Genomic DNA, 21370 nt, shown 5'->3' with positions numbered 1-21370 from the left:
GGGCTGACAGTCTTGGCCTGGCGGCCCCGCGTCTGACAGCGGGCCTGGCGGCTACGCGGCAGGCCTGGGGCTACGCGGCGGAGTGCGCGCGCACGCTCGACACGGTGGCCGGCAGCTCCTCGTCGACGCCGACCCAGCCGCACGCGTCATCGGTGCACCCGATGATGGCAACGGGCTCGTCGATGCCCGGCCAGAACGCCAGGCCGGTGTTGATGGTGTCTTCGCCGCAGTCCGGGCAGTTCCTGATCTCCATGTGGGCAGAGTACGTCGCCCCTCCGACATGGCATCGATTGAGACCGGCGTGGCCGAACTGGCACAGGCGGTGTCGGGCGGGCAGTGTCGTGCCAACACTGTCGCGCGCACCCCTGTCTGCCCCAGAATCGACGCATGGACGTTTCGGCAGCATCCCCGGTCGCCCCCATGCTCGCAAAAGCGGTCGCCGCCGTGCCAGAGCAGGACAGCATCGACGGCGGCCTCAGTTACGAACCGAAGTGGGACGGCTTTCGCGGCATCGTCTATTTCGATGGCGAGAACGTGGAGATCGGCAGCCGCGGCTCCAAGATGCTCACCCGGTACTTTCCCGAGCTGGTCGCGGCGTTCGCCAGCCAGCTTCCCGGACCGTGCGTGCTCGACGGCGAGATCGTGGTGCGCGCCGGGCAACCGGGGCGGGAGAAGCTCGACTGGGAAGCGCTCTCGCAGCGCATTCACCCCGCCGACAGCCGGGTGCAGAAACTCGCCGATGAGACTCCGGCGATGTTCGTGGCGTTCGACCTGCTCGCCCTGGCGGACCAGAGCTACCTCGCGGTGCCGTTCGCCGAACGCCGAGCAGCACTCGAACGGCTGGCGGCCGGCCTCACCCACCCGGTCTATCTGTCCCAGGTCACCCGCGATGTCGAGCTGGCGCGGCAGTGGCTGGTTGAGTTCGAGGGGGCAGGCCTCGACGGGGTGGTGGCCAAGCCGCTGGCCGCCGCGTACTCCCCCGGCAAACGCGTGATGTTGAAGACCAAACACCATCGCACTGCGGATGTCGTGTTGCTCGGCTACCGCGTGCACACCAGCGGTCGCGGCGTCGGGTCACTGCTGCTGGGGCTCTACGACGACGGTGGGGTGCTGCGCAACGTCGGCGGCGCATCGGCGTTTAGCGACAAGCGGCGGCTGGAGCTCATCGACGAGCTGGCGCCGCTGGTGCTGCGCGACGACGCCGGCGACATGGTCACCGGCGCGACCGAGCGCAGCCGTTTCTCCTCGGCCAAGGATGTCTCATTCGTGCGGCTCGAGCCGAGCCGGGTGCTTGAGGTGCGCTACGACCAGATGGAGGGCATGCGGTTTCGGCACACCGCGCAGTTCGAGCGCTGGCGGCCCGACCGTGACCCGCGCTCCTGTACCTTCGAGCAGCTGGAGCGTCCGATCGCGTACGACCTGAGCGCGGTGCTGGTCTGAGCGCCGCACCGGTTAGGAGAGCACGTCTTTCGTGGTGAACCGGCCGTACGCGAGCGCACCGAACAGCACGAAGTAGCCCAGCTGCAGCAGGGCATTGTCGCCGAACGACTGCCAGGAGATCGGCTGCCGAAGTAGGTCGGCGAATCCGAGCCAGTAGTGGCTGAATAGCCACGGATGCAGCCACTCCAGTTGCGGGATCGAGTCGAGCACCTGCGACACCACCGACAGCACGATCGTGGCGGCCATCGCCCCGACCGGCACATCGGTCAGCGTCGAGATGAACAGGCCGATCGCCGACAGGCCGAGCAGCGACACGGTGACGTAGCCGGCGACGAGAAGCACCCTGACCAGGGATTCGCCGATCTCGATGGTGTCACCGGAGAGCAGCGTGACCGGGCCGATCGGGAACAGCGCCATCCCGCTCAGCACCCCGGCGATCGCCACGGCGAGAGTGGCGGTGACGCAGAACACCGCAGACGCCACGTACTTCACCACCAGCAGCCGCAGCCGTCCGGCGGGAGCGACCAGCAGGTAGCGCAGGGTGCCCTGGCTGGCTTCACCGGCGATGGTGTCGCCGGCCACCACCCCGACCGTCAACGGCAGGAACAGCGGGATCGAGACGATCAGCCCGGTGATCGCCACGAACAGGCCGTTCTGCGTGATCCGGTCCAGAAACGCCGGCCCACGCCCGGCGGCCGGGGTGCCGGTGGTCAGCCGCACAGCGACCGCGATCAGGATCGGAACCGCGGCGAGCGCGGCGAGCATTGCCCACGTGCGCCAGCGCCGATACAACACCGACACCTCTGAGGCCATCAGCGCCCACCCGGCGGCCGGCCGCGTGCGACGGGCCACGGTCGCCGCCTGCGCCGGGATGCTGGTCGCCGCCTGCTCGGCTGACGCCGCCTGTTCAGCTGACAACGTCGAACCCCTCCCCGGTCAGGGCAACGAACCGCTCCTCGAGGGTGGCGTTCTCCAGCAGGAACCCGCGCACCCGCACGCCGCGGTGCACCAGGGTCTCCACGATCTGCTCTGCCGCGACCTGCCGCCCGCCGAGCACGGCACGCACCTGATCTGATGGCGTGTCGCCGGTCGGAGCGGTCGGGAGCAGGCCGAGCTCCCGCAGTACCTGGCGCGCCAGCGCGACATCCGGAGTGCGCACCAGCACATGCGACTCCCCCACCCGTCGCAGCTCGTCGAGCGTGCCCTGGGCGACCAGGCGTCCCACGCTCATGATGGCCGCGTGGGTGCACATCTGCTCCACCTCCGAGAGCAGGTGGCTCGACACGAACACGGTGGTGCCGGCATCGGCGAGCGACCGGACCAGGCTGCGCACCTCGCGGGTGCCCTGCGGGTCCAGCCCGTTGGTCGGCTCGTCGAGCACCAAGAGTTCCCGCGGTGACAGCAGTGCCCCCGCGATGCCGAGGCGCTGCTTCATCCCGAGCGAATATGCCCGCACTCGCTTCGACCCGGCATGGCTGAGGCCGACCCGTTCCAGGGCGGTCTGCACGCGCGCTCGCCTGGTGGCGGCTGGCGCGTAGCGGTCGGCGGAGTCGAGGCGCATCAGGTTGGCCGCGCCGGACAGGAACGGGTAGAACGCCGGACCTTCCACCAGGGCGCCGACCCTGGGCAGCACCGCGGCGAGCGCGCGGGGCATCTGTTGGCCGAGCACTCGCATGTCTCCATCGGATGCCGCGGCGAGTCCCAGCAGCATCCGGATGGTGGTGGTCTTTCCCGAGCCGTTCGGTCCGAGGAATCCGAACACGGCGCCGCGCGGCACGGCCAGATCCACCTGGTCGACCGCGGCTCGGTTACCGAACCGCTTGGTCAGGTTGCTCGTCTCGATCGCCAGTTCCGCGACCGGGTGGGCGCCGCTCACCCGGCGGCCGCAGCCTGCAAGACCTCCGCAGGAACCGCCCCCACGAACACGCGCCCATCATGCGTGACCAGCACGTTCAGCAGGGAGGTGCTGAGCAGCTGCCCCTCGGCGACGGGGCTGGTCAGCTCCGCCCACACCGGCGAGTTCGTCAGTTCGGCCGGCGCCGTTCCGGCCGGGAACTCGAGGACGGTAGTCCAATCGCTGCCGCTGACCTGCGGCATCGGGTGCTCGGCGGGCGGGCCGGACTTCTCGGGCAGCGCGTGCTCCGTGACATCCGTCCCCTCCGGCGGGGTGAAGGCGAAGGTGTCGGCTGGCGGCGCTCCGATCGTCAGCGAGGTGAAGGCCACCTCGATGGCGGGATCGTCTTGGCCGTCTGCCTCGACCGTCACCGCGAGCGGCAGGCCGGTCTCGGCATCCACCGCGATGGAGATCTGCTCAACCAGGGTCTCGGAGGTGCGCGGGGTCAGCACCAGCTCGTACGCGTCGCGTCCGGCCACGCTGGTGTCCTCGCCCACCGTCACCTCGGTGCTCGGCGTGACGTGGTCGAGGAGCTTGTCAGCCAGGTCGGCCGGGGAGTAATCGCCGGCGTGATCCCCCGTTGCGTCCTTCTCGGGCACCGTCAGGTGCACCGCTGTGGCCTTCGAGGAGTCGTACAGCCAGACGTCCTGCCCGTTGACCACAACGTCGCGCTCGGCGAGCTGATCGAGCACCTGCACTCGGGCTTTGTCGTGGCCGTCGACGAAGATCCGCGCGGTGTGCGAACCGGTCAGGAAGTCAAGCGCCGACCCGACGTCGGCGCCACCGAACTTGTCCGCGCCAACCGGTAGCTCTGGCAGCCCGAGGTTAGTGGACTTCTCGACTGTTCCGCTGAAGCCATCCAGTGAGTGCCCGGCGACCAGCGCCAGCACCTCTCTCGGGGACTTGTCTGGCAAGTCGACATCCGGTGCCGCGGTGGCGGCGACCGTTCCGCCCGCGATGACCACCGCCGCAACAACGGCAGGCACCCAGCGCGCCCAAACACGAGTCATGGTGAGACCTCCCACGGTGGAGTTTGCTCTTCAGCCGAGGCTACGCCACCCCGACGCTGTTGGCACCGATCTAAGCTCACAGATCGGTGTGAAGACGATCACGCGTCCTTGCGCGCCCGGCTCGGCTGCACCCGCGACGGTTCACCCGGCATCTTCGGGTAATCGGGCGGGAACGGCAGCTCGCCGAGGCCAGCCGCGAGATCCCGCTCCCACCAGCCGAGCAACTGATCGATCGTGCCCGGATTCTCATGCATCCGCGCCCAGGGGTCGCCCGTGCTCTTCAGCCTGTCCGGCACGGTGAGGATGGTGAACTGCCGCGGGTCGGTGCTCTCCAGCTCATCCCACTCGATCGGGGTGGAGACCGGCGCGTGGCCGAGCGCCCGAGGGCTGTATGCGCCGGCCATGGTGCGGTCACGGTTGGCCTGGTTGAAATCGACGAACACGCGCTCGCCGCGTTCCTCCTTCCACCAGGCAGTCGTCACCTTGTCCGGCATCCGCCGTTCCAATTCTCGGGCGGCCGCGATCACCGCGTGCCGCACGTCGAGGAATTCACGGGTGGGCTCGATCGGCGCGAACACGTGCAGGCCACGGTTGCCTGAGGTCTTGATGAACGTGGTCAGCCCGACCTCGTCGAGCACCTTCCGCAGTTCCAGCGCCGCGGGAATCGCGTCGTCGAAGTCGGTGCCGGGCTGCGGGTCGAGGTCGATGCGCAGCTGGTCCGGGTTGTCGGAGTTCTCGGCGCGGGACGGCCAGGGGTGGAACACCACCGTGTTCATCTGCACCGCCCAGACGGCGGCGGCCGGCTCGTCGATCACCAGCTGCGGATGCGTCCGGGCGCTCGGGTAGACCACCATCACGGAGCGCACGAAGTCTGGCGCGCCCTTCGGCGGATTCTTCGAGAAGAACTGCTCACCGTCGATGCCGGCCGGAAACCGTTGCAGCGAGAGCGGCCGGTCGCCGTTGGCCGTGACGAACGCCTCGCCGACCTCGACGATGTAGCGGGCAAGATCGAGTTTCGTGATGCCCGGTTCCGGCCAAAGCACACGATTGGGGCTCGAAATTCGGATGTCGCGCTGCCCATGTGGCCCGTCAATGGGCAGGAGAACTGCGTCGGTTGCCATAGCGACAACCTTCCCAGCGGCGAGCGCCCCGTGGCAAGTGATGGCGCAGGCACGAGTGCGGGGGCCGATTGTGCCGCTGCCCGTGGCGGGCGAAGATGGGGGCATGTGCGGACGCTTTGTGGTCAGCGACACGACCGCCAACGAATTGGCCACCCTCATCGAGGGACTGGGCGACCTCCGGCCGAGCTACAACGTGGCGCCGACAGACGACGTGGCGGTGGTGCGCGAACGCCACGGGCAGCGGCAGATGCCCGGGGTGCGCTGGGGCTTCGTGCCCAGTTGGTACCCCGATCTGAGGAAGAAGCCGCAACCGATCAACGCCCGGATCGAGAACGTGGCGACGAGCGGCATGTTCCGCAAGGCATTTGCGCAAGCCCGCTGCCTCGTTCCCGCCGACGGGTACTACGAGTGGGTGCTCGAGCAGGACGGCGGTAAGCAGCCGTACTTCATCCACGACCCGGCCGGCGCGATCACCATGGCGGGAATCATCTCGGCCTGGCCTGATCCGGCGAAAGACGAGAACGATCCAGCCAAGTGGACGCTCAGCATGGCGATCATCACCCGCGATGCGCACGTCGCACCCGGTGAAGTGCACGACCGGATGCCGGTGTGCCTCACCCCGGAGAGCTACAACGACTGGCTCGGCGGTCACCTTGATGCCGAAGAACTGCTGAAACTGTTGGATCGCAGTTCGCTCGAGGTGGCGCACCGGCTGGAGGCGTATCAGGTGTCGAAGGACGCCAACTCGGTGAAGAACAACGGCCCGCACTTGATCGAACCGCTGCGCTGAGCAACCCACTCACCGGGTGAGTTTGCTGCGCAGAACCTCGAACTCTTCTGTCGAGAGGATATCCATGCCCATCTTCTCGCTCAGCTCGGAGCGGATCGGGTTGACGGCTTCCCTGCTGGATGTCATGGCATCGCGGGATTCCCACAGCGAGATCGTGAGCGCCGTGGTGGAGTCTGTTGCATTCAGAAAATAGACGCCGCGACATTCCGGTAGCGCGAGAACCTGGTCCATCGTCTCCTCCGGCATCGACGTCGCGGTGAAATCCGGACCGGTTTGATAGGTGCTGACTCGAGCGAACATTGCTCCTCCTTGTGGGACTGCAACTTGCTCTTTCAGTGAGAACCCACTTGCCCCAAAACGCAAGGGGCGTAGGGCTCTTCTCCCAGCTCGATCCGAGGGTCAGAGTCCGGCGGCCGGAAACACGTGCTCGGTGGTCAGCGGTGCAATGATCGCCGAACCGGTGTCGGACGGGTCGAACCACCTCGCCTCGGCGATCTCGGCGGCGGCCTGCACCGGCGAATCGGTCGTCACGGTGAACACCTCGCAGTCGACCGTCCAGCCGGGTTCGTTCGCCGCGGCCGCCGCGAACCGGCCCAGATAGCCCAGATCGGCCGGCGTGAGGCGCAGCGTCAACTCCTCCTCGAGCTCCCGCACGATCGCCTCGAGGGCGGTCTCGCCCGGCTCCACCTTGCCGCCCGGTTGCATGAACGCATCCGTTCCCCGCTTGCGGACAAGGAGTGCCCGGCCACGGCTGTCCAGGATGAGCGCGGCCGCGAGGGTGAAGACCCCGGTCGTCGCCCGCGCGGCCGTGCCGTCACCGTTCGTCATGGCTCCAGCGTAACGAAGCGGCCGCGGCCGGTTCAGCGTAGGAAGGTTGCGTCGAACGAGTTGAGGTCGACGTAGATGCCGTTCAGCTCGTGCTCGAACGCCTGCTGCACGCCGATGCGCATGGTGAGCGGCGTGTTCCATCCGCCGAAACGGTCGGGTTTCGGGGACTCGAAGTCGGCCTCCCAGGTGTCGTAGTCGATCGGGCCGGATGCGGCATCCCAGAGCGGGACATCAGTGAACGCGATCGAGTACTGCATTTCTTCCGGCCACATGCCTGATCCCGAATAGATGACGGGTCGCACGCCCATCCGCTTCACGCCATCGATCATCTCGCGGGTGACTTGCGCGCCTCCCGGCTCGACATCGATGGCAAAGAACTGCAACTGGCTCCGGTACGGGCCGGCGGCCACTATTCCCCCCTCCCAACAGCGAGGGTCACGGGTGTACACGGCGATCATCAACCCGGCGTTCAGCGCCATCTTCAGTTGCAACTGGGTTCGGTGCCACGGTTCGCAGGTGCCCCACGAGGTCGCATGCATCACGTACAGCCGGAACCCCGCGTCGTAGGCAGCCTGGAACCAGGCCGGATCCTCGATGGTGTTGGCCGAGTCGATGGCCTTCACGCTCGCGCGGTTCGGAGCGTGCGCGGCGGGGCCGGCCACAAGGGCGCCTGCGGTGAGCAGAACGCCGAGCACGCCGGAGAGGGCAGCCACAATGCGCGCTCTCACATCGGCCCCCTAAAACCCGGGTATCCGCCCGAAACCTTCCTGGTTCCGGATGAGATCTCCAGTCTTCCACCGAGCGGCAGATCTGCAAAGGGCAGACGGGACTAGTACGTGTCGCGTGACTCTTCGCTGAGGGTGGCGAGGTCGACCGTGATCAGGGTGCGCAGTCGCGACTGCTTCTCCCGCTCGTAGTCCGGGTCACGGCCGGGTTCCCCGGCGCGGGCGAGTTTGGCGACGATGGCGCTGCCGACCTCGTTCCAGGCCTGTTCGCGGGCCTGCTCGACCACCCCAGCCACCTTGTCGGTGTCGTCTGCGGCCTTCCGCAGCGCCTCGGCGAGTGACCGGTGGATGTCGATATACCGGTCTTCGGTTTGCTTGTAGGCGAAGCTGTCGTTCTGCTTCGCGAGCACCTCGAACTCATCTCTGGCGACGGCGGCAAGATCGATCGGGTCGTACTCGGTGTTGCGCTGGATCGCGTCCATGATGATGTGGTTCTTCACCTGCATCCGCACCGCGGTGGTCGCGATCAGCAGGCCTTCCTCCACAACCCGCTCGATGGGGGCAGGGGGAATGGCTTCCGCCGGCTCATAAGTGCCGACGTCGACCCGCTGTTTTCGCCGAAGGAATCGCACGCCTCAATTGTCTCGCTCCGCGCGCGAGGTCGGGGTGCCGCCGCACCGCGCGGGGTAAGAGATATGACGCGGTCTAGGCCAGGGACAGCACGAACGACAGCACAAACCCGGCCGCAGTGCTGAGGGCGACCGCCGGTCCTCCGTTCTCATACGCCTCGGGCATGATCGTGTCGGACAGGGCGGCGATCACGGCCCCAGCAGCAAACGCCAGCGGCAACGAAATCGTCTTCGGGTCAGTGTCCGCCAGGAGGCTCGCACCCACCACGACCGCGACCACCAACAGAACGAAGCAGGCGAACCAGAGCGCCATGATCTTGACGGTCGACCAGCCCTGGCTACGCATCGACGCGGCGCTGACCAGCCCCTCCGGAAAGTTGGCGACGAATATCGCGATCAGCAGCGCCAACCCGCCCGCGCCCCCTCCCTCGCTGAGCGATACTCCCAGCGCCAGGTTCTCCGGCACCCCGTCCAGAGTGGCGGCGGCGAGCAGGGCAAGCCCGGCGGCACCCTGCGTCGACGCAACGGTGGGCGCCCTTCCCAGGGCGGCGGCATCCGTGTCGAGCTTGGCGCTGCCATGGTATTCCGCGGCAGGCTTCGGGCGTGGCCCCGCTTGCGCCCACCGGTCGAGCAAAGCACTCAGCACGATGAACACTCCGGCGCCGACGAACAGGCCGATGGCGGCGCGCACAATTCCCCCGCGGTGGTACGCGTCTTCAAACAGCTCGAAGGTCAGCGCGGAGATCAGAGCGCCGGCCGCGAACGACAGCATCACCGCGAGCAACCGCTTGGGGAGTTGGAACCGCGCGCCGACGAACGCGCCCAGTAACAGGGCACCGGATGCCACCACACCGAACAGCAACGACGTTGCCATGCCGCCAGTATGGGACTGGGCGCCACGGCGCGGAAGATGGTTGACGGTCAGTCCGCGTCATCCGCCGGCGGCATATCCTCGTCCCAGGACATGGCGATCACCTCGGCGGCGTCGGTGGTCGCCTCGATGACGCCGCGCAGCAGCTGCTCGGTCGTTGCCGATTGCAACAGATGGATCTGATCGAGCGGGCCGACCGGTGCGATTCCGGCGAGCTGCCAGGACGAGTCGATCGGGTTCTCTGACAGTCCGACATCCGCGGGCCACGATTGTTCGGTGAACTCGCTGGCCTGGGCGAGCGTGCGACGCACCAGGCGTTCCGCCTCGTCGTGCAGCGGCTGCAGTTCATCTGACCACTCGAGCTCTGGCACGTCGCGCACCTCGGCCTGCGGGTGCGGGTCGTCGGCAAGCCACCTGGTCACCTCGATGCGACGTTCGCCCCTGGCCAGCAGCCCGACCGTGCCGTCGTCGGACCGCAGCTGGGTGATGCGCGCCACCGTGGCGATGCCGAACCGCTGCTCACCGCCGCCGGCTTCCGAGCCGCGCTCGATCAGCACAATGCCGAACTCCGGCCGCTCCGCCTGCAGCACCCGGGCCAGCATGACGAAGTACCGCTCCTCGAAGATGCGGAGCGCGGTGGGCATCGCCGGGAACAGCACCGACGCGAGGGGGAACATCGGCATCGTCGTCATGACAACCACTCTGCCCCCGGAAGGCGAAACGCGCCTGAGATTTATCACCGTGGATCCGGCATCCGGGCACCCCGGCGACGTGCCATCCCGAAACTGGATTGGGCGGATGCGGGTACAATTGCCCCGGACCCTCGCCCGCCCCGCGCCCGCGACCGCGTCTAAGCCTTGGCGAATAACGCCGTCGTTTGAGCAGTGATCTGTGACCGGAAACCTGCCAAACCACATCGACGGGATCGCCCATCAACTGAATTCGCGTTCAGACGACCACGAGAGTCGCCGATCCTTTGGGACGGACAGCGGAGCCGCCTGCTTCGCGTGCGACGCGATCGATCGATTAACCCGCGAAAGTGAGCTTGTTTGTGCTGGATTTCATATCGGACAGGCTCAACCAGATCCTGTTCGCGAGCTGGCAGCATTTCAGCCTGGTGGTGCAGTGTGTGATTCTCGCCACCATCATCGCGATGGTGCTCGCGGTGCTGGTGTACCGCAATAAGGGACTGGTGGCGGCGGCCAACTCGATCTCGGCGGTCGGGCTGACCATCCCCTCGTTCGCGCTGATCGGTCTGCTCATCGGTCCGTTCGGTTTCGGGGTGACTCAGGCCGTGATCGTGGTGGCGTTCTACGCCACGCTACCGATCCTGCGCAACGCCGTCGTCGGGCTGGCCAGCATCAAGCCCACCGTGATCGAGTCCGCTCGCGGCATCGGCATGAGCCGATTCCGCACGCTGCTACAGGTGGAGATTCCGATCGCTTGGCCGGTGGTGCTAGCCGGGGTGCGGATCTCCGCCCAGATGGTGATGGGCATCGCCGCCATCACGGCATACGCCCTCGGCCCCGGCCTCGGCGGCTTCATCTTCTCCGGTCTGTCCCGCCTGGGTGGCGCCAACTCCATCGAGTCCGTCGCCGTCGGCGTCATCGGCGTCGTCATTCTTGCGCTCATTCTTGATTTCCTACTGGTCGGCCTTGGCCGCCTGACAATCCCGCGAGGTATCCGTGTCTGAACCAACCGTCTCCCCTGCACCCCGCGCTGACGGCGTGACCGGTGCCAGCATCCTGCTCGACCAGGTGACCAAGCGTTACCCCGGCCAGCGCAAACCCGCGGTGGGCGGGCTGACCCTGGAGATTCCGGCCGGAAAGATGGTGATGTTCGTCGGGCCCTCCGGGTGCGGCAAGACCACCACGCTGAAGATGATCAACCGGCTGATCGAACCGACAGAGGGCCGCATCGTGATCAACGGTGAGGACGTCACGAAAATGGACGGCGACAAGCTCCGCCGCAAGATCGGCTACGTCATCCAGGCCGGCGGGCTGTTCCCGCACATCACGGTGGGCGCCAACATCGCGGTCGTTCCCAAGATGCTGGGCTGGGACAAGGCGCGCATCGCCGCCCGCGTGGATGAGCTGCTCGAACTGGTTTCGCTGGACCCCGCCGTGTACCGCAATCGTTTCCCGAAGGAGCTGTCTGGCGGTCAGCAGCAGCGCGTGGGTGTTGCCCGGGCGCTGGCCGCGGACCCGCCGGTGCTGCTGATGGATGAGCCGTTCGGCGCCGTCGACCCGATCACCCGGCTGCGGCTGCAGGACGAGCTGCTGCAGGTGCAATCGGAACTGCAGAAGACGATCGTCTGCGTGACGCACGACTTCGATGAGGCGGTGAAGCTCGGCGACTGGATCGCGATCTTCAACGAGGGCGCGCAGCTGGTGCAGTACGACACTCCGGAGCGCATCCTCGCTGAACCGGCCAGCGAGTTCGTGGAGAACTTCATCGGATCCGGCGCCGGACTCAAACAGCTGACCCTGTCCAGGGTCAGCGATGCGCCACTGGCAGACGCGGTGATCGGTCGTCCCGGCGAGGCGGCTAGCGTCGTGCTGGCGCGCGTCACGGCGGCCGGGCACGGCCACGCGGTGATCGTGGACGAGCGGCAGCGTCCGCTGCAGTGGCCGTCGCGCCGTCAGCTGGAGCGCCAGCAGATCATCAGCGGAGAGCTCGACCCGAAGCTGCCGGTCGTCGGCAACCGGGCAACGCTCAACGACGCCCTGGACACCATGCTGGTGTCCAGCGCCGGTGCCGCGCTCGTCACCGGACGCCGGGACGTCTTCGAGGGGGTCATCGACGTGAAGACGGTGATGGCCGCCATCACCAAGGCGCATGAGGCAGCGGCGATCGTGCCACAGGATGCCCCGGTAGGCATCAACACCGCCGCTATCCAGACAGTCGGGCTGACCGATGACACCGCCGCCGTGGTGTCCGAGCAGCGAGCCGAGCACTGATGGCTGAGAGAATCGGCGCCTCGTCGAACGATCCGGCTGTGGACCCACCAACGGTCGACACCGAATCCCTCGACGAAGAAACGCTCGCTGAGGCGGAAGCGGACCTCGAGAGCCAGGTTGCAGGCCGCTCCTGGAAGGCACTGTGGATCCAGCTCGGGGTCATCATTGCCCTGTTCGTCGTCGTGGTCGTGTGGCTGTCCCTGGCGGACCTCTCGCCCACCGAGCTCACCACTCTCTCCCCGGCCGCGCTCTGGGGATACACGGTAGAACACCTGCAACTGACCCTGGTCGCCACCCTGATTGTGCTGATCATCGCCGTGCCTCTCGGAATCGGGTTGACCCGGCGCCGGATGCGGAAGTTCAGCGGCCCGGTGCTCGCGATCGCGAATATCGGGCAGGCAGCACCGTCGATCGGCCTCATCGTGCTGCTGGCCTTCTGGATGGGATTCGGCTTCTGGGCCGCCGTGATCGCTCTCGTGCTCTACGGCGCGCTGCCCGTGTTGCGCAACACCATGGTGGGATTGCAGCACGTCGACCAGAGGCTGGTGGAAGCCGGACGTGGAATGGGGATGACCTCCCGCGCGGTGCTGCTCAAGGTGGAACTGCCGATGGCCGTTCCGATCATGCTCGCCGGCATCCGCACCGCTCTGGTGTTGATGGTGGGCACGGCCGCGCTCGCCGCATTCATCAACGGCGGCGGCCTCGGAGTGCTGATCACCACCGGCATCCAGCTGGCCCTACCGGCGGTGCTGATCACCGGATCAGTGCTCGTGGCGCTGTTGGCCTTGTTGATCGACTGGCTCGGACGGGTGGTAGAACACGTGGCCAAGCCGAAGGGACTGTAGATGCTCGACCGCCTGAAGCGGAACGGTGCGAAGAGCACTCGGCGCCTCGGCGTCGGTGTCGCGGCGCTGGCGATCGTCGGCACGCTCGCCGGATGCGGCCTGGAACCGGCGACCTCGTATGTGCCGGATGCCGCGCCCGGCAGCATCCGGCCGATTGAGGGAGCATCCGAGGCCGAGGTGACGGTCACCGGCCGCAACAACACCGAGGGCCTCATCCTCGGCAAGATGGCCGTACTGGCGGGGAAGGCCGCCGGGTTCACCGTGTCTGACCTGACCAACGTGCCGGGCAGCCAACCGACGCGAACCCTGATGCTGGAGGGCGACGCCGACATCATCTGGGAGTACACCGGAACCGCATGGCTGTCATTCCTCGGTCACACCGAGGGAATCCCGGATCAGGACGCCCAGTGGCAGGCGGTGCACGACGAAGACCTGCAGAACGGTCTGACCTGGGGCGCGAAGGCACCGCTGAACAACACCTACGCCCTCGCGGTCACCAATGAGACGGCGGCTGAGTACGGCCTTAGCACCCTGTCGGACATGGCCAAGGTCCCGGTCGACCAACGCACCTACTGCGTGGAGCCGGAGTTCAACTCCCGTCCAGACGGCTTCACACCGATGCTCGCGCACTACGGCCTCGATCGGGGCACCCCGGATGGCGTACCCGAAAGCAACATTGGGCTGTATGACGTCGGCGCGATCTACAGCGCCACCAACGCTGGGGAGTGCACGTTCGGCGAGGTCTTCGCCACCGACGGCCGCATCGACGCGCTCGGGCTTACCGTGCTGGCCGACGACCAGAAATTCTTCCCCGCCTATAACGTCGCGCCGGTGTTCAACACCGAAACGCTCGAGCAATTCCCTGAGCTGGCCGGCATCTTCGAACAGTTCTCCCCACTGCTCACCGATGAGGTGATGCGGTCGCTGAACCTGCGCGTGGACGTGGACGGCGAGGACCCCGCCGATGTGGCGTTCGACTGGATGGCCGAGAACGGATTCATCACCGCTGCCCCGTGAGCGCCGCGTCGATCTCCCGCAGCCGATCGAGCACAATGCGATCGAACACGGCATCCGGAATCGGCGCCTGATCGGTGAAGCGGATGCCGCCCTTGGTGGAGGCGAAGCCGGGGAGCTCGGTGATGGCGTGCGCGACGACGTCGGAGCTGAACGGGAAGAGCGAGTACCCGCTCTTGGTGGCCATCACGCTGAGCAGCGGCCGCCCACGATAGCGCAGCGCCGGCATCCCGTAGCTCATCCCCTGCTCGGCGTCGGGAACCAGCCGGACGGTGCGCTCGACGAATCGCTGGATCAGCGAGCGCGCCGGCTCATCGAGCCCCGCAATGTAATCGGTGACCTCGGCCATGGCAGCACTCTATGCCCGCGCACGTCACTGCCGCAGTGTCAGCCATCTGGCGCAGCGGGTACGACTTTTGGCGTACCCGCTGCCGGTGCCGCAATGACCTCTTGCGGCCGATCCGCCCGGCCCGTGCGCTTTCTACTGTCGAAGTATCAACCAAACCGACACCGGTTTGGACCTTCCAACAGATAGAGGACCACGTGATCGAGGCAATCCGCCTGACCAAGAGATACGGCGAGAAGACCGCCGTCGATGATGTGACGTTCACCGTTCACCCCGGTCGCGTTACCGGCTTTCTCGGCCCGAACGGCTCCGGCAAGTCGACCACCATGCGCATGATCGCCGGGCTGGACTACCCGACTTCCGGCAGCGTCACGCTGAACGGCAAGCCGTTCGCCGAGCACCGCGACCCGCTGCGCCAGGCCGGTATCCTGCTGGACGCCAAGGCCGTGCACACCGGCCGCAGCGCATACCACCACCTGCTCGCGCTCGCCGCGACCCACGGCATCCCCACCAGCCGGGTGCGCGAGGTCATCACCATGACCGGTCTCGACTCGGTGGCGCGCAAGCGGGTCGGCGGGTTCTCGCTCGGCATGGGGCAGCGCCTCGGCATCGCCGCCGCCCTGCTCGGCGACCCGAGCACGGTCATCCTGGACGAGCCGGTGAACGGACTCGACCCGGAAGGCGTGCTCTGGGTGCGCCACCTGCTGCGCCACCTCGCCAACGAGGGCCGCACCGTGCTGCTCTCCTCGCACCTGATGAGCGAGATGGCCATGACCGCAGACCACATCATCGTGCTCGGCCGTGGCCGGATCATCGCCGATGCCCCGGTCGGCGACGTCGTGGCGATGGCCAGCACCGCCACCGTGCGGGTGCGCACCCCTCAGCCCGACGCGCTGGTCAACGCGCTGCGAGGACCGGATGTCACGGTCACGCAGACCGCGGACGCGAACGTGCTCCAGGTCGCCGGCCTCGACGCCCCCGCAATCGGCGAGATCGCCGCGCGCAGTGGTGTGATCGTGCACGAACTCAGCACCGTCACGGCATCCCTCGAAGAGGCGTACATGTCTCTCACCCAAGATGACATCGAATACCGAACCAGCACGCCATCCGGCGCTACCCAGGAGACCCGCTCATGACCGCCATCAGCCCCGCACCCGTCCTCAGCTTCGGCCGCGTGGTGCGCAGCGAGTGGATCAAATTCCGCTCCCTCCGATCCCCCGCCTGGACACTGTCCATCGCCGCCGCGCTCGTCGTGGGCTTCGGCATCCTGCTCGCCATCGGCTTCACCGAGGCCGCCCGTCTGGGCGGCGCGGCCGAGGCGACCGCCGAGTTCGGCGTCAGCGGCGAGCTGGGTCTCGGCGTGTCAACCGCCACGATGGGCGTGTTCATCGCCCAGCTCGCGGTCGCCACGCTCGGCGTGCTCATCATCTCCGGCGAGTACAGCACGGGCATGATCCGCTCCACGCTGGTGGCCGTGCCGCGCCGCACCCCGATGCTCGCGGCGAAGGCCATCGTCTTCGCGGTCGTCGCCTTCATCGTTGGGGTAGCGACCACGCTGGCCACGTTCCTCGCCACCAACCCGATCCTCGCCACCGAGCAGCTCGAGTCCACCCTGACCGATCCCGAGGTGCTGCGCATCCTGCTCGGTAGCGGCCTGTACCTCGCCGCGATCGGCGTGCTGTCGATGGCCGTCGGTGCCATCATCCGCAGCACCGCCGGCGGAATCGGCACCATCGTCGCCATGCTGCTGATCGTGCCGATCATCCTGTCGATGCTCCCCTGGGAGTGGGCCTCCACCATGGCGACCTACCTTCCCGCGCAGGCCGGCGAGCAGATCATGATGGAAGCCACCGAGACCGCTACCCTTGGGCCGTGGCAAGGCTTCGGAGTTCTGCTCGTCTGGGTGGCGGCGGCGTTGACCGCAGCGGTGATCCTGCTCCGCAAGCGGGACGCGTGACCCTTTCTCCACCCCAGTTCCCGGGTGCCTCGCCGACGCGGCAGGCACCCGGGGATTTGCCGTTGCCGACACCGCCGGGCGCGATCCGGCGATTCTGGGCCCGCCACCCGCGGCTGGCCGACATCCTGCTCGCCCTGCACGTGGTGCCCGTCATGCTGACCACGGTCGTGATGGCCATTGTCGAACCGGGCAGATATCCGTGGCCGGAGGCCGTGCTGCAGGTGCTCCTGCTCGCGGTGGTTGGCATCGCGCTCCTGTACCGGCGCCGACATCCGGTCATCGTGGTCACGGTGATCGCCGCGATGACAGCGATCGCGAGTTGGCAGCAGGCCCAGGACTCCACCTCCCTCGGCCTGCTGATCGCGCTCTACTCGGTGGCCGTGTACGCCTCCAGCCGCGGCGCCTGGATCGCCTACGGGCTCAGCTTCGCCGGTGTCGTGCTGCCGTCATTCTTCTGGATCCCCTTGAACGACTGGGTGTCCTTTGCCATAGCGTTCGCGGTGCTCATGCTCATCGCGACCCTGATCGGCAGCAACGTGGGCAACCGCAGGCGGTACACCACTGCGCTGATCGACCGTGCCGAACAGCTCGCGCGCGAACGCGATGCGCAGGCGCAGCTGGCCAGCGCGGCTGAACGCTCGCGGATCGCCCGGGAGATGCACGACATCGTGGCGCACAGCCTCACGGTCGTCGTCGCGCTCGCGAACGGCGCCGAGGCGGCGGCCGATCGATCCCCCGACCAGGCGAAGCAGGCGATGCGCGAGGTACGGGATGTCGGCCGAAGCGCCCTCGCCGACATGCGTCGGCTGCTCGGCGTGCTGCGCGACGGTGAGGACGCGGCACCGGATGACGCGGCCTCGGCACTGCGCCCGCAGCCGGGCAACGAGGACCTGGCGAGCCTCGTCGACAGCTACCGGGCGGCGGGCGTGCCGGTGACGCTCACCCTCACCGGCGAGCCACCGAGCTCAGCCGGTCTGCAACTCACCGTGCACCGCATCGTGCAGGAATCCCTCACCAACGTGCTGCGCTATGCCCACGAACCCAGTAGGGTCAGCGTCGCCATCGTGTCGAGCAGTACTCAGGTTACGGTGGATGTGCGCGACAATGGCCACGGCGTGGGCGACAGTCCCGTCGAGGGCGCCGGCCAGGGGCTGATCGGCATGCGGGAACGCGTGGCGATCTACCGGGGCACCCTCGAGGTGGGACCCGGCCCCGCCGGGGGCTGGCATGTGCACGCGGTGCTGTTCGCTGATCCGGAGGAGACGACGTGACCGATCCCACGACCCCGCAACTGAGCGTGTTGCTCGTCGACGACCAGCCGCTGTTGCGCATGGGCTTCCGGCTCGTCATCGATGCCGAGCCCGATCTGCGGGTGGTCGGCGAGGCGGGCGACGGCGCCGACGCGGTGGCGGCGGTGCATGAGTTGCGGCCCGATGTGGTTCTGATGGATGTGCGGATGCCGGGAACCGACGGGATCGAGGCGACCCGCCGCATCGTCGAGGCGCTGCCGGAGACCCGGGTGATCATCCTCACCACGTTCGACCTCGATGATTACGCCTTCGCCGGCCTGCGCGCCGGGGCGAGCGGGTTCCTGCTGAAGGACGTGCTGCCGAGCGAGCTGCTGTCCTCGATCCGCACGGTCGCCGCCGGCGACGCGGCCCTCACCCCACGGATTGCGCATCGCATGCTGGAACTGTTCGCCCCGCACCTGCCGGTGAAGTCCACCGCGGCGGGCAACGGCGCCGACCCGCGGCTGTCCACCCTCACCCCTCGCGAGATCGACGTGCTGAGGGTGCTGGCGCGCGGGCACAGCAACGCCGAGATCGCGACGCAGCTGTTCCTGTCGGAGGCGACGGTGAAGACGCACATCGGCCGCATCCTGACCAAACTGGGCCTGCGCGATCGCGTGCAGGCGGTCGTGCTCGCCTTCGAAACCGCGTTGGTCACCCCGGGCGAGTAGGGCCTGCCCCGGCATCCGGCGCAGTCGCGGCATCCGGTGAATCCGCCGCGATCGTGTAGCCAGATCCGCGTCGGGTTTCGATGATGTCGCGCTCCCCCGCCGCCGTAAGTTTTTGCCGGATGTAGCGGATGTAGGTCTGCACGACGTTGCTGAAGCCCTCATAGTTTTGATCCCAGGCGTGGTCGATCAGGGCAGTCGAGCTCACGATGGTGCCGGCGTTGCGCATCAGGTACTCCAGGACCGCGTACTCCTTCGCGGTGAGGGTGATCTGCCGTCCACCGCGTTCGGCGCTCCTGGTGGCCGGGTTCAGCCGCACGCCCTGCGCCTGCAGGATCGGCGGGTCGGCGTGCGGGGCGCGGCGAAGCAGGGCACGCACCCTGGCCAGGAACTCGATCTCGTGAAACGGCTTCACCAAATAGTCGTCGGCTCCGGCATCCAGCACGCGCGCACGCCGTGACGGCGAGTGCAGGGTGGTCAGCATGAGAATCGGGATGTCGGTGTCGATTCCGCGAATCGCCTGGCAGAGGGCGGTCTCGGTGCCCTCATCCTCCGGAGCGACGTCGAGGATGACGAGGTCATGCACGCCCACCTGAAACGACAACAGTCTCGGGTCGTCGCCGTCGGCGGTATCCACCGCGTAACCGGCCTCCGCGAGTGATCGCGCCAGAAGATTCGCGATCCTCGTGTAATGCTCGACAACCAGAATTCTCACTGGCGTTCAGTCGCCCTGCCCGCAAACAAGCATGTCGGTCCGATTCGGTTCGCCACCCACTGTGAGCCGCGAGCCTGAAAATTCGCCGTGTTGCCCGCGCCGCTACTGCGCCGCGGCGCTCACCGGCTGCCGCTTGCCGCTCGCCTCGCGGGCGAGCGCCGTGCGGGTGGTCGCCTGCGGTCGCAGGTCGAGCCGGCGCAGCAGCTGCGCGTTCAGGGCCACGACGATCGTGGACAGCGACATCAGGATGGCGCCGACCGACATCGGCAGCACGAATCCGATCGGCGCGAGTACGCCGGCGGCGAGCGGCACCGAAATCAGGTTGTAGCCGGCCGCCCACCACAGGTTCTGCTTCATCTTGCGGTAGCTCGCCCGGGACAGCTCGATCACCGACAGCACCGATCGGGGGTCGGAGGAGGCGAGGATGACGCCGGCTGAGGCGATCGCGACATCCGTTCCCGCCCCGATGGCGATGCCGACATCGGCCTGCGCGAGAGCGGGAGCGTCATTGACACCGTCACCCACCATCGCAACTCGGCGCCCGCCGGCCTGGAGTTCGGCGACCTTCGCGGCCTTCTCCTCCGGCCGCACGCCTGCGAGCACGAGGTCGATGCCGAGGTCGGCGCCCACCTTATTCGCGACCGCCGCGGCGTCGCCGGTAATCATCACCACGTCGATGCCGAGGTGGTGCAGGGCGTTCACGGCCTCGCGGGACTCCTCCCGCACCTCGTCAGCGAGCTTCAGCGCGCCGATCACCCGTCCATCCGCGAAGACGTGCAGGATGATCGCGCCCTCGCGTGCCCACTCCTCGCTCTCGGCGAGCGGTTCGACACCGTGCCGGCCGAGCAGGTACGGCCCGCCGACGCTGATCCGCTGGCCGTCGATGGTCGCCACCACGCCCTCCGCCGGGGCGGACTGGAACGCCGTGGCGGCCGACAGGGCGAGCCCGCGGGCGTCGGCTGCGGCCAGGATAGCGCGGGCGAGTGGATGCTCGCTGTCGCTCTCGGCCGCGGCCGCGAGGGCGAGTACCTCGTCTTCGGTGCGGCCGTCGGTGGTGGCGACCGCTGAGACGATCGGCTCCCCCTTGGTCAGGGTGCCGGTCTTGTCGAACAGCACGGATGTCACGTTGCGCATGCTCTCAAGCGCGAGGCGGTCGGTGATGAGCACCCCTCCCTTGGCGGCCCGCTCGGTGGCGATGGAGACGACGAGGGGAATGGCCAGCCCGAGCGCGTGCGGGCAGGCGATCACGAGCACCGTCACGGTGCGCACGACCGCGTCATCGGGCAGGCCGAGCATCACCCAGACGATGGCGGTGATCACGGCGGAGCCGAGGGCGAACCAGAACAGCCAGCCGGCGGCCCTGTCGGCGATGCGCTGCGCCCGGGAGGTGGAGTTCTGGGCGTCCGCCACCATCCGTTGGATGCCGGCGAGGGCGGTGTCGTCTCCGACCGCCGAGATGCGGATGCGCAGGGCGGTGTCGGTGGAGACCGTGCCGGCGACCACGTGTGCGCCGGGTCCGCGGCTGACCGGGCGTGATTCACCGGTGACCATCGACTCATCGACATCCGCGGTTCCCTCGACGATGTCGCCGTCGGCGGGGATGCGCGCACCCGGTCGCACGATCACCAGGTCGCCGACACGCAGCGCCGAGGGTGCAACGGTGACGATCTGATCTCCCTCGATGCGCTCGGCCTCATCGGGGAGCAGGGCGGCCAGGGATTCCAGCGCGGACGACGTCTGTGCGAGCGATCGCATCTCGATCCAGTGGCCGAGCAGCATGATCACGATCAGCAGGGCGAGTTCCCACCAGAAGTCGAGCTCATGATCGAGCAGGCCGAGGCTGGCGCCCATCGAGGCGATGAATCCGACCGTGATCGCGGTGCCGATCAGCAGCATCATGCCGGGCTTCCTGGCCTTGAGCTCGCTGACGGCGCCGGTGAGGAAGGGGCGGCCGCCCCAGACGAAGATCACCGTGCCGAGGATCGGCGAGATCCATTCGACACCGGCGAAGTCGGGCAGCTGGTAGCCGACGATGCCCGCGAACATCGGGCTGAGAAGCACCACCGGGATCGCGATCACCAGCATGATCCAGAACAGCCTGCGGAACTGGGCGACGTGATCGCCGTGCCCGGCGTGGCCCTGGTGCCCCATGGCGCTGTGGTCCATGGCGCTGTGGTCCATCGCGCCGTGGTCCATGGTGCCGTGGTCCATCGTGCCGTGATCCATTTTGCTGTGGTCCATTCCCCCATGCGAGTCGCTCATATGCCT

24 protein-coding genes are annotated in these 21370 nt (G+C 67.7%); 10 read left to right on the top strand and 14 right to left on the bottom strand.

The window, feature by feature from the left end; translation table 11 throughout:
- Window positions 1-70 precede the first annotated feature (70 nt).
- On the bottom strand, window positions 71-253 hold the full coding sequence (locus HCT51_RS07005) for a hypothetical protein (RefSeq protein ID WP_166872546.1): 183 nt from the start codon (window positions 251-253) through the stop codon (window positions 71-73).
- Between the two features lie 134 nt (window positions 254-387).
- Between HCT51_RS07005 and HCT51_RS07000 the strand changes: the two genes are divergently transcribed.
- Window positions 388-1440, top strand: a complete 1053-nt coding sequence (locus HCT51_RS07000) for an ATP-dependent DNA ligase (RefSeq protein ID WP_166872549.1) — start codon at window positions 388-390, stop codon at window positions 1438-1440.
- Between the two features lie 12 nt (window positions 1441-1452).
- On the opposite strand, the gene HCT51_RS06995 is transcribed toward HCT51_RS07000, so the two are convergent.
- From HCT51_RS06995 to ligD, 4 genes are all read right to left on the bottom strand, one after another.
- The gene (locus HCT51_RS06995) at window positions 1453-2253 is read right to left on the bottom strand and encodes an ABC transporter permease (protein ID WP_166872959.1); all 801 of its coding nucleotides are present in this window, start codon (window positions 2251-2253) and stop codon (window positions 1453-1455) included.
- A 94-nt stretch (window positions 2254-2347) separates the two neighbouring features.
- Complete coding sequence (locus tag HCT51_RS06990) at window positions 2348-3316, bottom strand: ABC transporter ATP-binding protein (RefSeq protein ID WP_166872553.1); 969 nt, start codon at window positions 3314-3316, stop codon at window positions 2348-2350.
- Window positions 3313-4344: a LolA family protein gene (locus HCT51_RS06985; protein WP_166872556.1), complete on the bottom strand. Its 1032-nt coding sequence runs from the start codon at window positions 4342-4344 to the stop codon at window positions 3313-3315. The genes HCT51_RS06990 and HCT51_RS06985 overlap by 4 nt, the downstream gene beginning before the upstream one ends.
- A gap of 98 nt (window positions 4345-4442) precedes the next feature.
- Window positions 4443-5465 (bottom strand): non-homologous end-joining DNA ligase, encoded by a 1023-nt coding sequence (ligD, locus tag HCT51_RS06980; protein ID WP_191413811.1) that lies wholly within the window; start codon window positions 5463-5465, stop codon window positions 4443-4445.
- 103 nt (window positions 5466-5568) lie between these two features.
- Between ligD and HCT51_RS06975 the strand changes: the two genes are divergently transcribed.
- Window positions 5569-6255, top strand: a complete 687-nt coding sequence (locus HCT51_RS06975) for an SOS response-associated peptidase (RefSeq protein ID WP_166872559.1) — start codon at window positions 5569-5571, stop codon at window positions 6253-6255.
- A gap of 9 nt (window positions 6256-6264) precedes the next feature.
- On the opposite strand, the gene HCT51_RS06970 is transcribed toward HCT51_RS06975, so the two are convergent.
- The 6 genes from HCT51_RS06970 to HCT51_RS06945 form a co-directional block, all read right to left on the bottom strand.
- Window positions 6265-6555 carry a hypothetical protein gene (locus HCT51_RS06970; RefSeq protein ID WP_166872561.1) on the bottom strand — a complete coding sequence of 97 codons (291 nt, stop codon included), beginning with the start codon at window positions 6553-6555 and terminating at the stop codon, window positions 6265-6267.
- Window positions 6556-6654: 99 nt separating this feature from the next.
- Window positions 6655-7083 (bottom strand): NUDIX hydrolase, encoded by a 429-nt coding sequence (locus HCT51_RS06965; protein ID WP_166872564.1) that lies wholly within the window; start codon window positions 7081-7083, stop codon window positions 6655-6657.
- Between the two features lie 32 nt (window positions 7084-7115).
- Window positions 7116-7811: a glycoside hydrolase family 25 domain-containing protein gene (locus tag HCT51_RS06960; RefSeq protein ID WP_166872567.1), complete on the bottom strand. Its 696-nt coding sequence runs from the start codon at window positions 7809-7811 to the stop codon at window positions 7116-7118.
- A 101-nt stretch (window positions 7812-7912) separates the two neighbouring features.
- On the bottom strand, window positions 7913-8440 hold the full coding sequence (locus tag HCT51_RS06955) for a hypothetical protein (protein WP_166872570.1): 528 nt from the start codon (window positions 8438-8440) through the stop codon (window positions 7913-7915).
- A 73-nt stretch (window positions 8441-8513) separates the two neighbouring features.
- A complete protein-coding gene (locus HCT51_RS06950) occupies window positions 8514-9311 on the bottom strand; it encodes a ZIP family metal transporter (protein ID WP_166872575.1) in 798 nt (265 codons plus the stop codon).
- Between the two features lie 47 nt (window positions 9312-9358).
- A complete protein-coding gene (locus HCT51_RS06945) occupies window positions 9359-10000 on the bottom strand; it encodes an LON peptidase substrate-binding domain-containing protein (protein ID WP_166872578.1) in 642 nt (213 codons plus the stop codon).
- A 359-nt stretch (window positions 10001-10359) separates the two neighbouring features.
- Here HCT51_RS06945 and HCT51_RS06940 point away from each other — a divergent pair, with 359 nt between their 5' ends.
- Genes HCT51_RS06940 through HCT51_RS06925 form a run of 4 tightly spaced genes read left to right on the top strand, consistent with a single transcriptional unit; the run spans window position 10360 to window position 14130 of the window.
- On the top strand, window positions 10360-11001 hold the full coding sequence (locus HCT51_RS06940; protein WP_166872964.1) for an ABC transporter permease: 642 nt from the start codon (window positions 10360-10362) through the stop codon (window positions 10999-11001).
- A complete protein-coding gene (locus HCT51_RS06935; protein ID WP_166872580.1) occupies window positions 10994-12268 on the top strand; it encodes an ABC transporter ATP-binding protein in 1275 nt (424 codons plus the stop codon). The genes HCT51_RS06940 and HCT51_RS06935 overlap by 8 nt, the downstream gene beginning before the upstream one ends.
- Window positions 12268-13113, top strand: a complete 846-nt coding sequence (locus HCT51_RS06930) for an ABC transporter permease (protein WP_166872583.1) — start codon at window positions 12268-12270, stop codon at window positions 13111-13113. The genes HCT51_RS06935 and HCT51_RS06930 overlap by 1 nt, the downstream gene beginning before the upstream one ends.
- Window positions 13114-14130, top strand: a complete 1017-nt coding sequence (locus HCT51_RS06925) for a glycine betaine ABC transporter substrate-binding protein (RefSeq protein ID WP_166872586.1) — start codon at window positions 13114-13116, stop codon at window positions 14128-14130.
- On the opposite strand, the gene HCT51_RS06920 is transcribed toward HCT51_RS06925, so the two are convergent.
- Window positions 14114-14476, bottom strand: coding sequence for an iron chaperone (locus HCT51_RS06920; protein ID WP_166872589.1), 363 nt, complete (start codon window positions 14474-14476; stop codon window positions 14114-14116). The two genes, HCT51_RS06925 and HCT51_RS06920, sit on opposite strands and share 17 nt — an antisense overlap.
- A 194-nt stretch (window positions 14477-14670) precedes the next feature.
- Between HCT51_RS06920 and HCT51_RS06915 the strand changes: the two genes are divergently transcribed.
- The 4 genes from HCT51_RS06915 to HCT51_RS06900 all read left to right on the top strand — a co-directional run bounded on the left by HCT51_RS06915 (window position 14671) and on the right by HCT51_RS06900 (window position 18390).
- Window positions 14671-15609 carry an ABC transporter ATP-binding protein gene (locus tag HCT51_RS06915; RefSeq protein WP_166872590.1) on the top strand — a complete coding sequence of 313 codons (939 nt, stop codon included), beginning with the start codon at window positions 14671-14673 and terminating at the stop codon, window positions 15607-15609.
- Entirely contained in the window at window positions 15606-16430 is an 825-nt protein-coding gene (locus tag HCT51_RS06910) for an ABC transporter permease (protein WP_166872593.1), read from the top strand. Before HCT51_RS06915 ends, HCT51_RS06910 begins: the two co-directional genes overlap by 4 nt.
- Window positions 16431-16492: 62 nt before the next feature.
- Window positions 16493-17701 (top strand): ATP-binding protein, encoded by a 1209-nt coding sequence (locus HCT51_RS06905; RefSeq protein WP_224760719.1) that lies wholly within the window; start codon window positions 16493-16495, stop codon window positions 17699-17701.
- Window positions 17698-18390 (top strand): response regulator, encoded by a 693-nt coding sequence (locus HCT51_RS06900; RefSeq protein WP_166872596.1) that lies wholly within the window; start codon window positions 17698-17700, stop codon window positions 18388-18390. The genes HCT51_RS06905 and HCT51_RS06900 overlap by 4 nt, the downstream gene beginning before the upstream one ends.
- Here HCT51_RS06900 and HCT51_RS06895 read toward each other — a convergent pair.
- Together HCT51_RS06895 and HCT51_RS06890 are read right to left on the bottom strand one after the other, a co-directional pair.
- Window positions 18374-19102, bottom strand: a complete 729-nt coding sequence (locus tag HCT51_RS06895; protein WP_166872599.1) for a response regulator transcription factor — start codon at window positions 19100-19102, stop codon at window positions 18374-18376. The two genes, HCT51_RS06900 and HCT51_RS06895, sit on opposite strands and share 17 nt — an antisense overlap.
- Before the next feature lie 102 nt (window positions 19103-19204).
- Entirely contained in the window at window positions 19205-21364 is a 2160-nt protein-coding gene (locus HCT51_RS06890; RefSeq protein WP_166872602.1) for a heavy metal translocating P-type ATPase, read from the bottom strand.
- Window positions 21365-21370: the final 6 nt, after the last annotated feature.

This window comes from Salinibacterium sp. ZJ450, from assembly GCF_011751885.2.
Taxonomy (GTDB): domain Bacteria; phylum Actinomycetota; class Actinomycetes; order Actinomycetales; family Microbacteriaceae; genus Ruicaihuangia.
The sequence above is the reverse complement of the archived record's forward strand: the minus strand, read 5'-3'. Positions and strand labels throughout refer to the sequence as shown.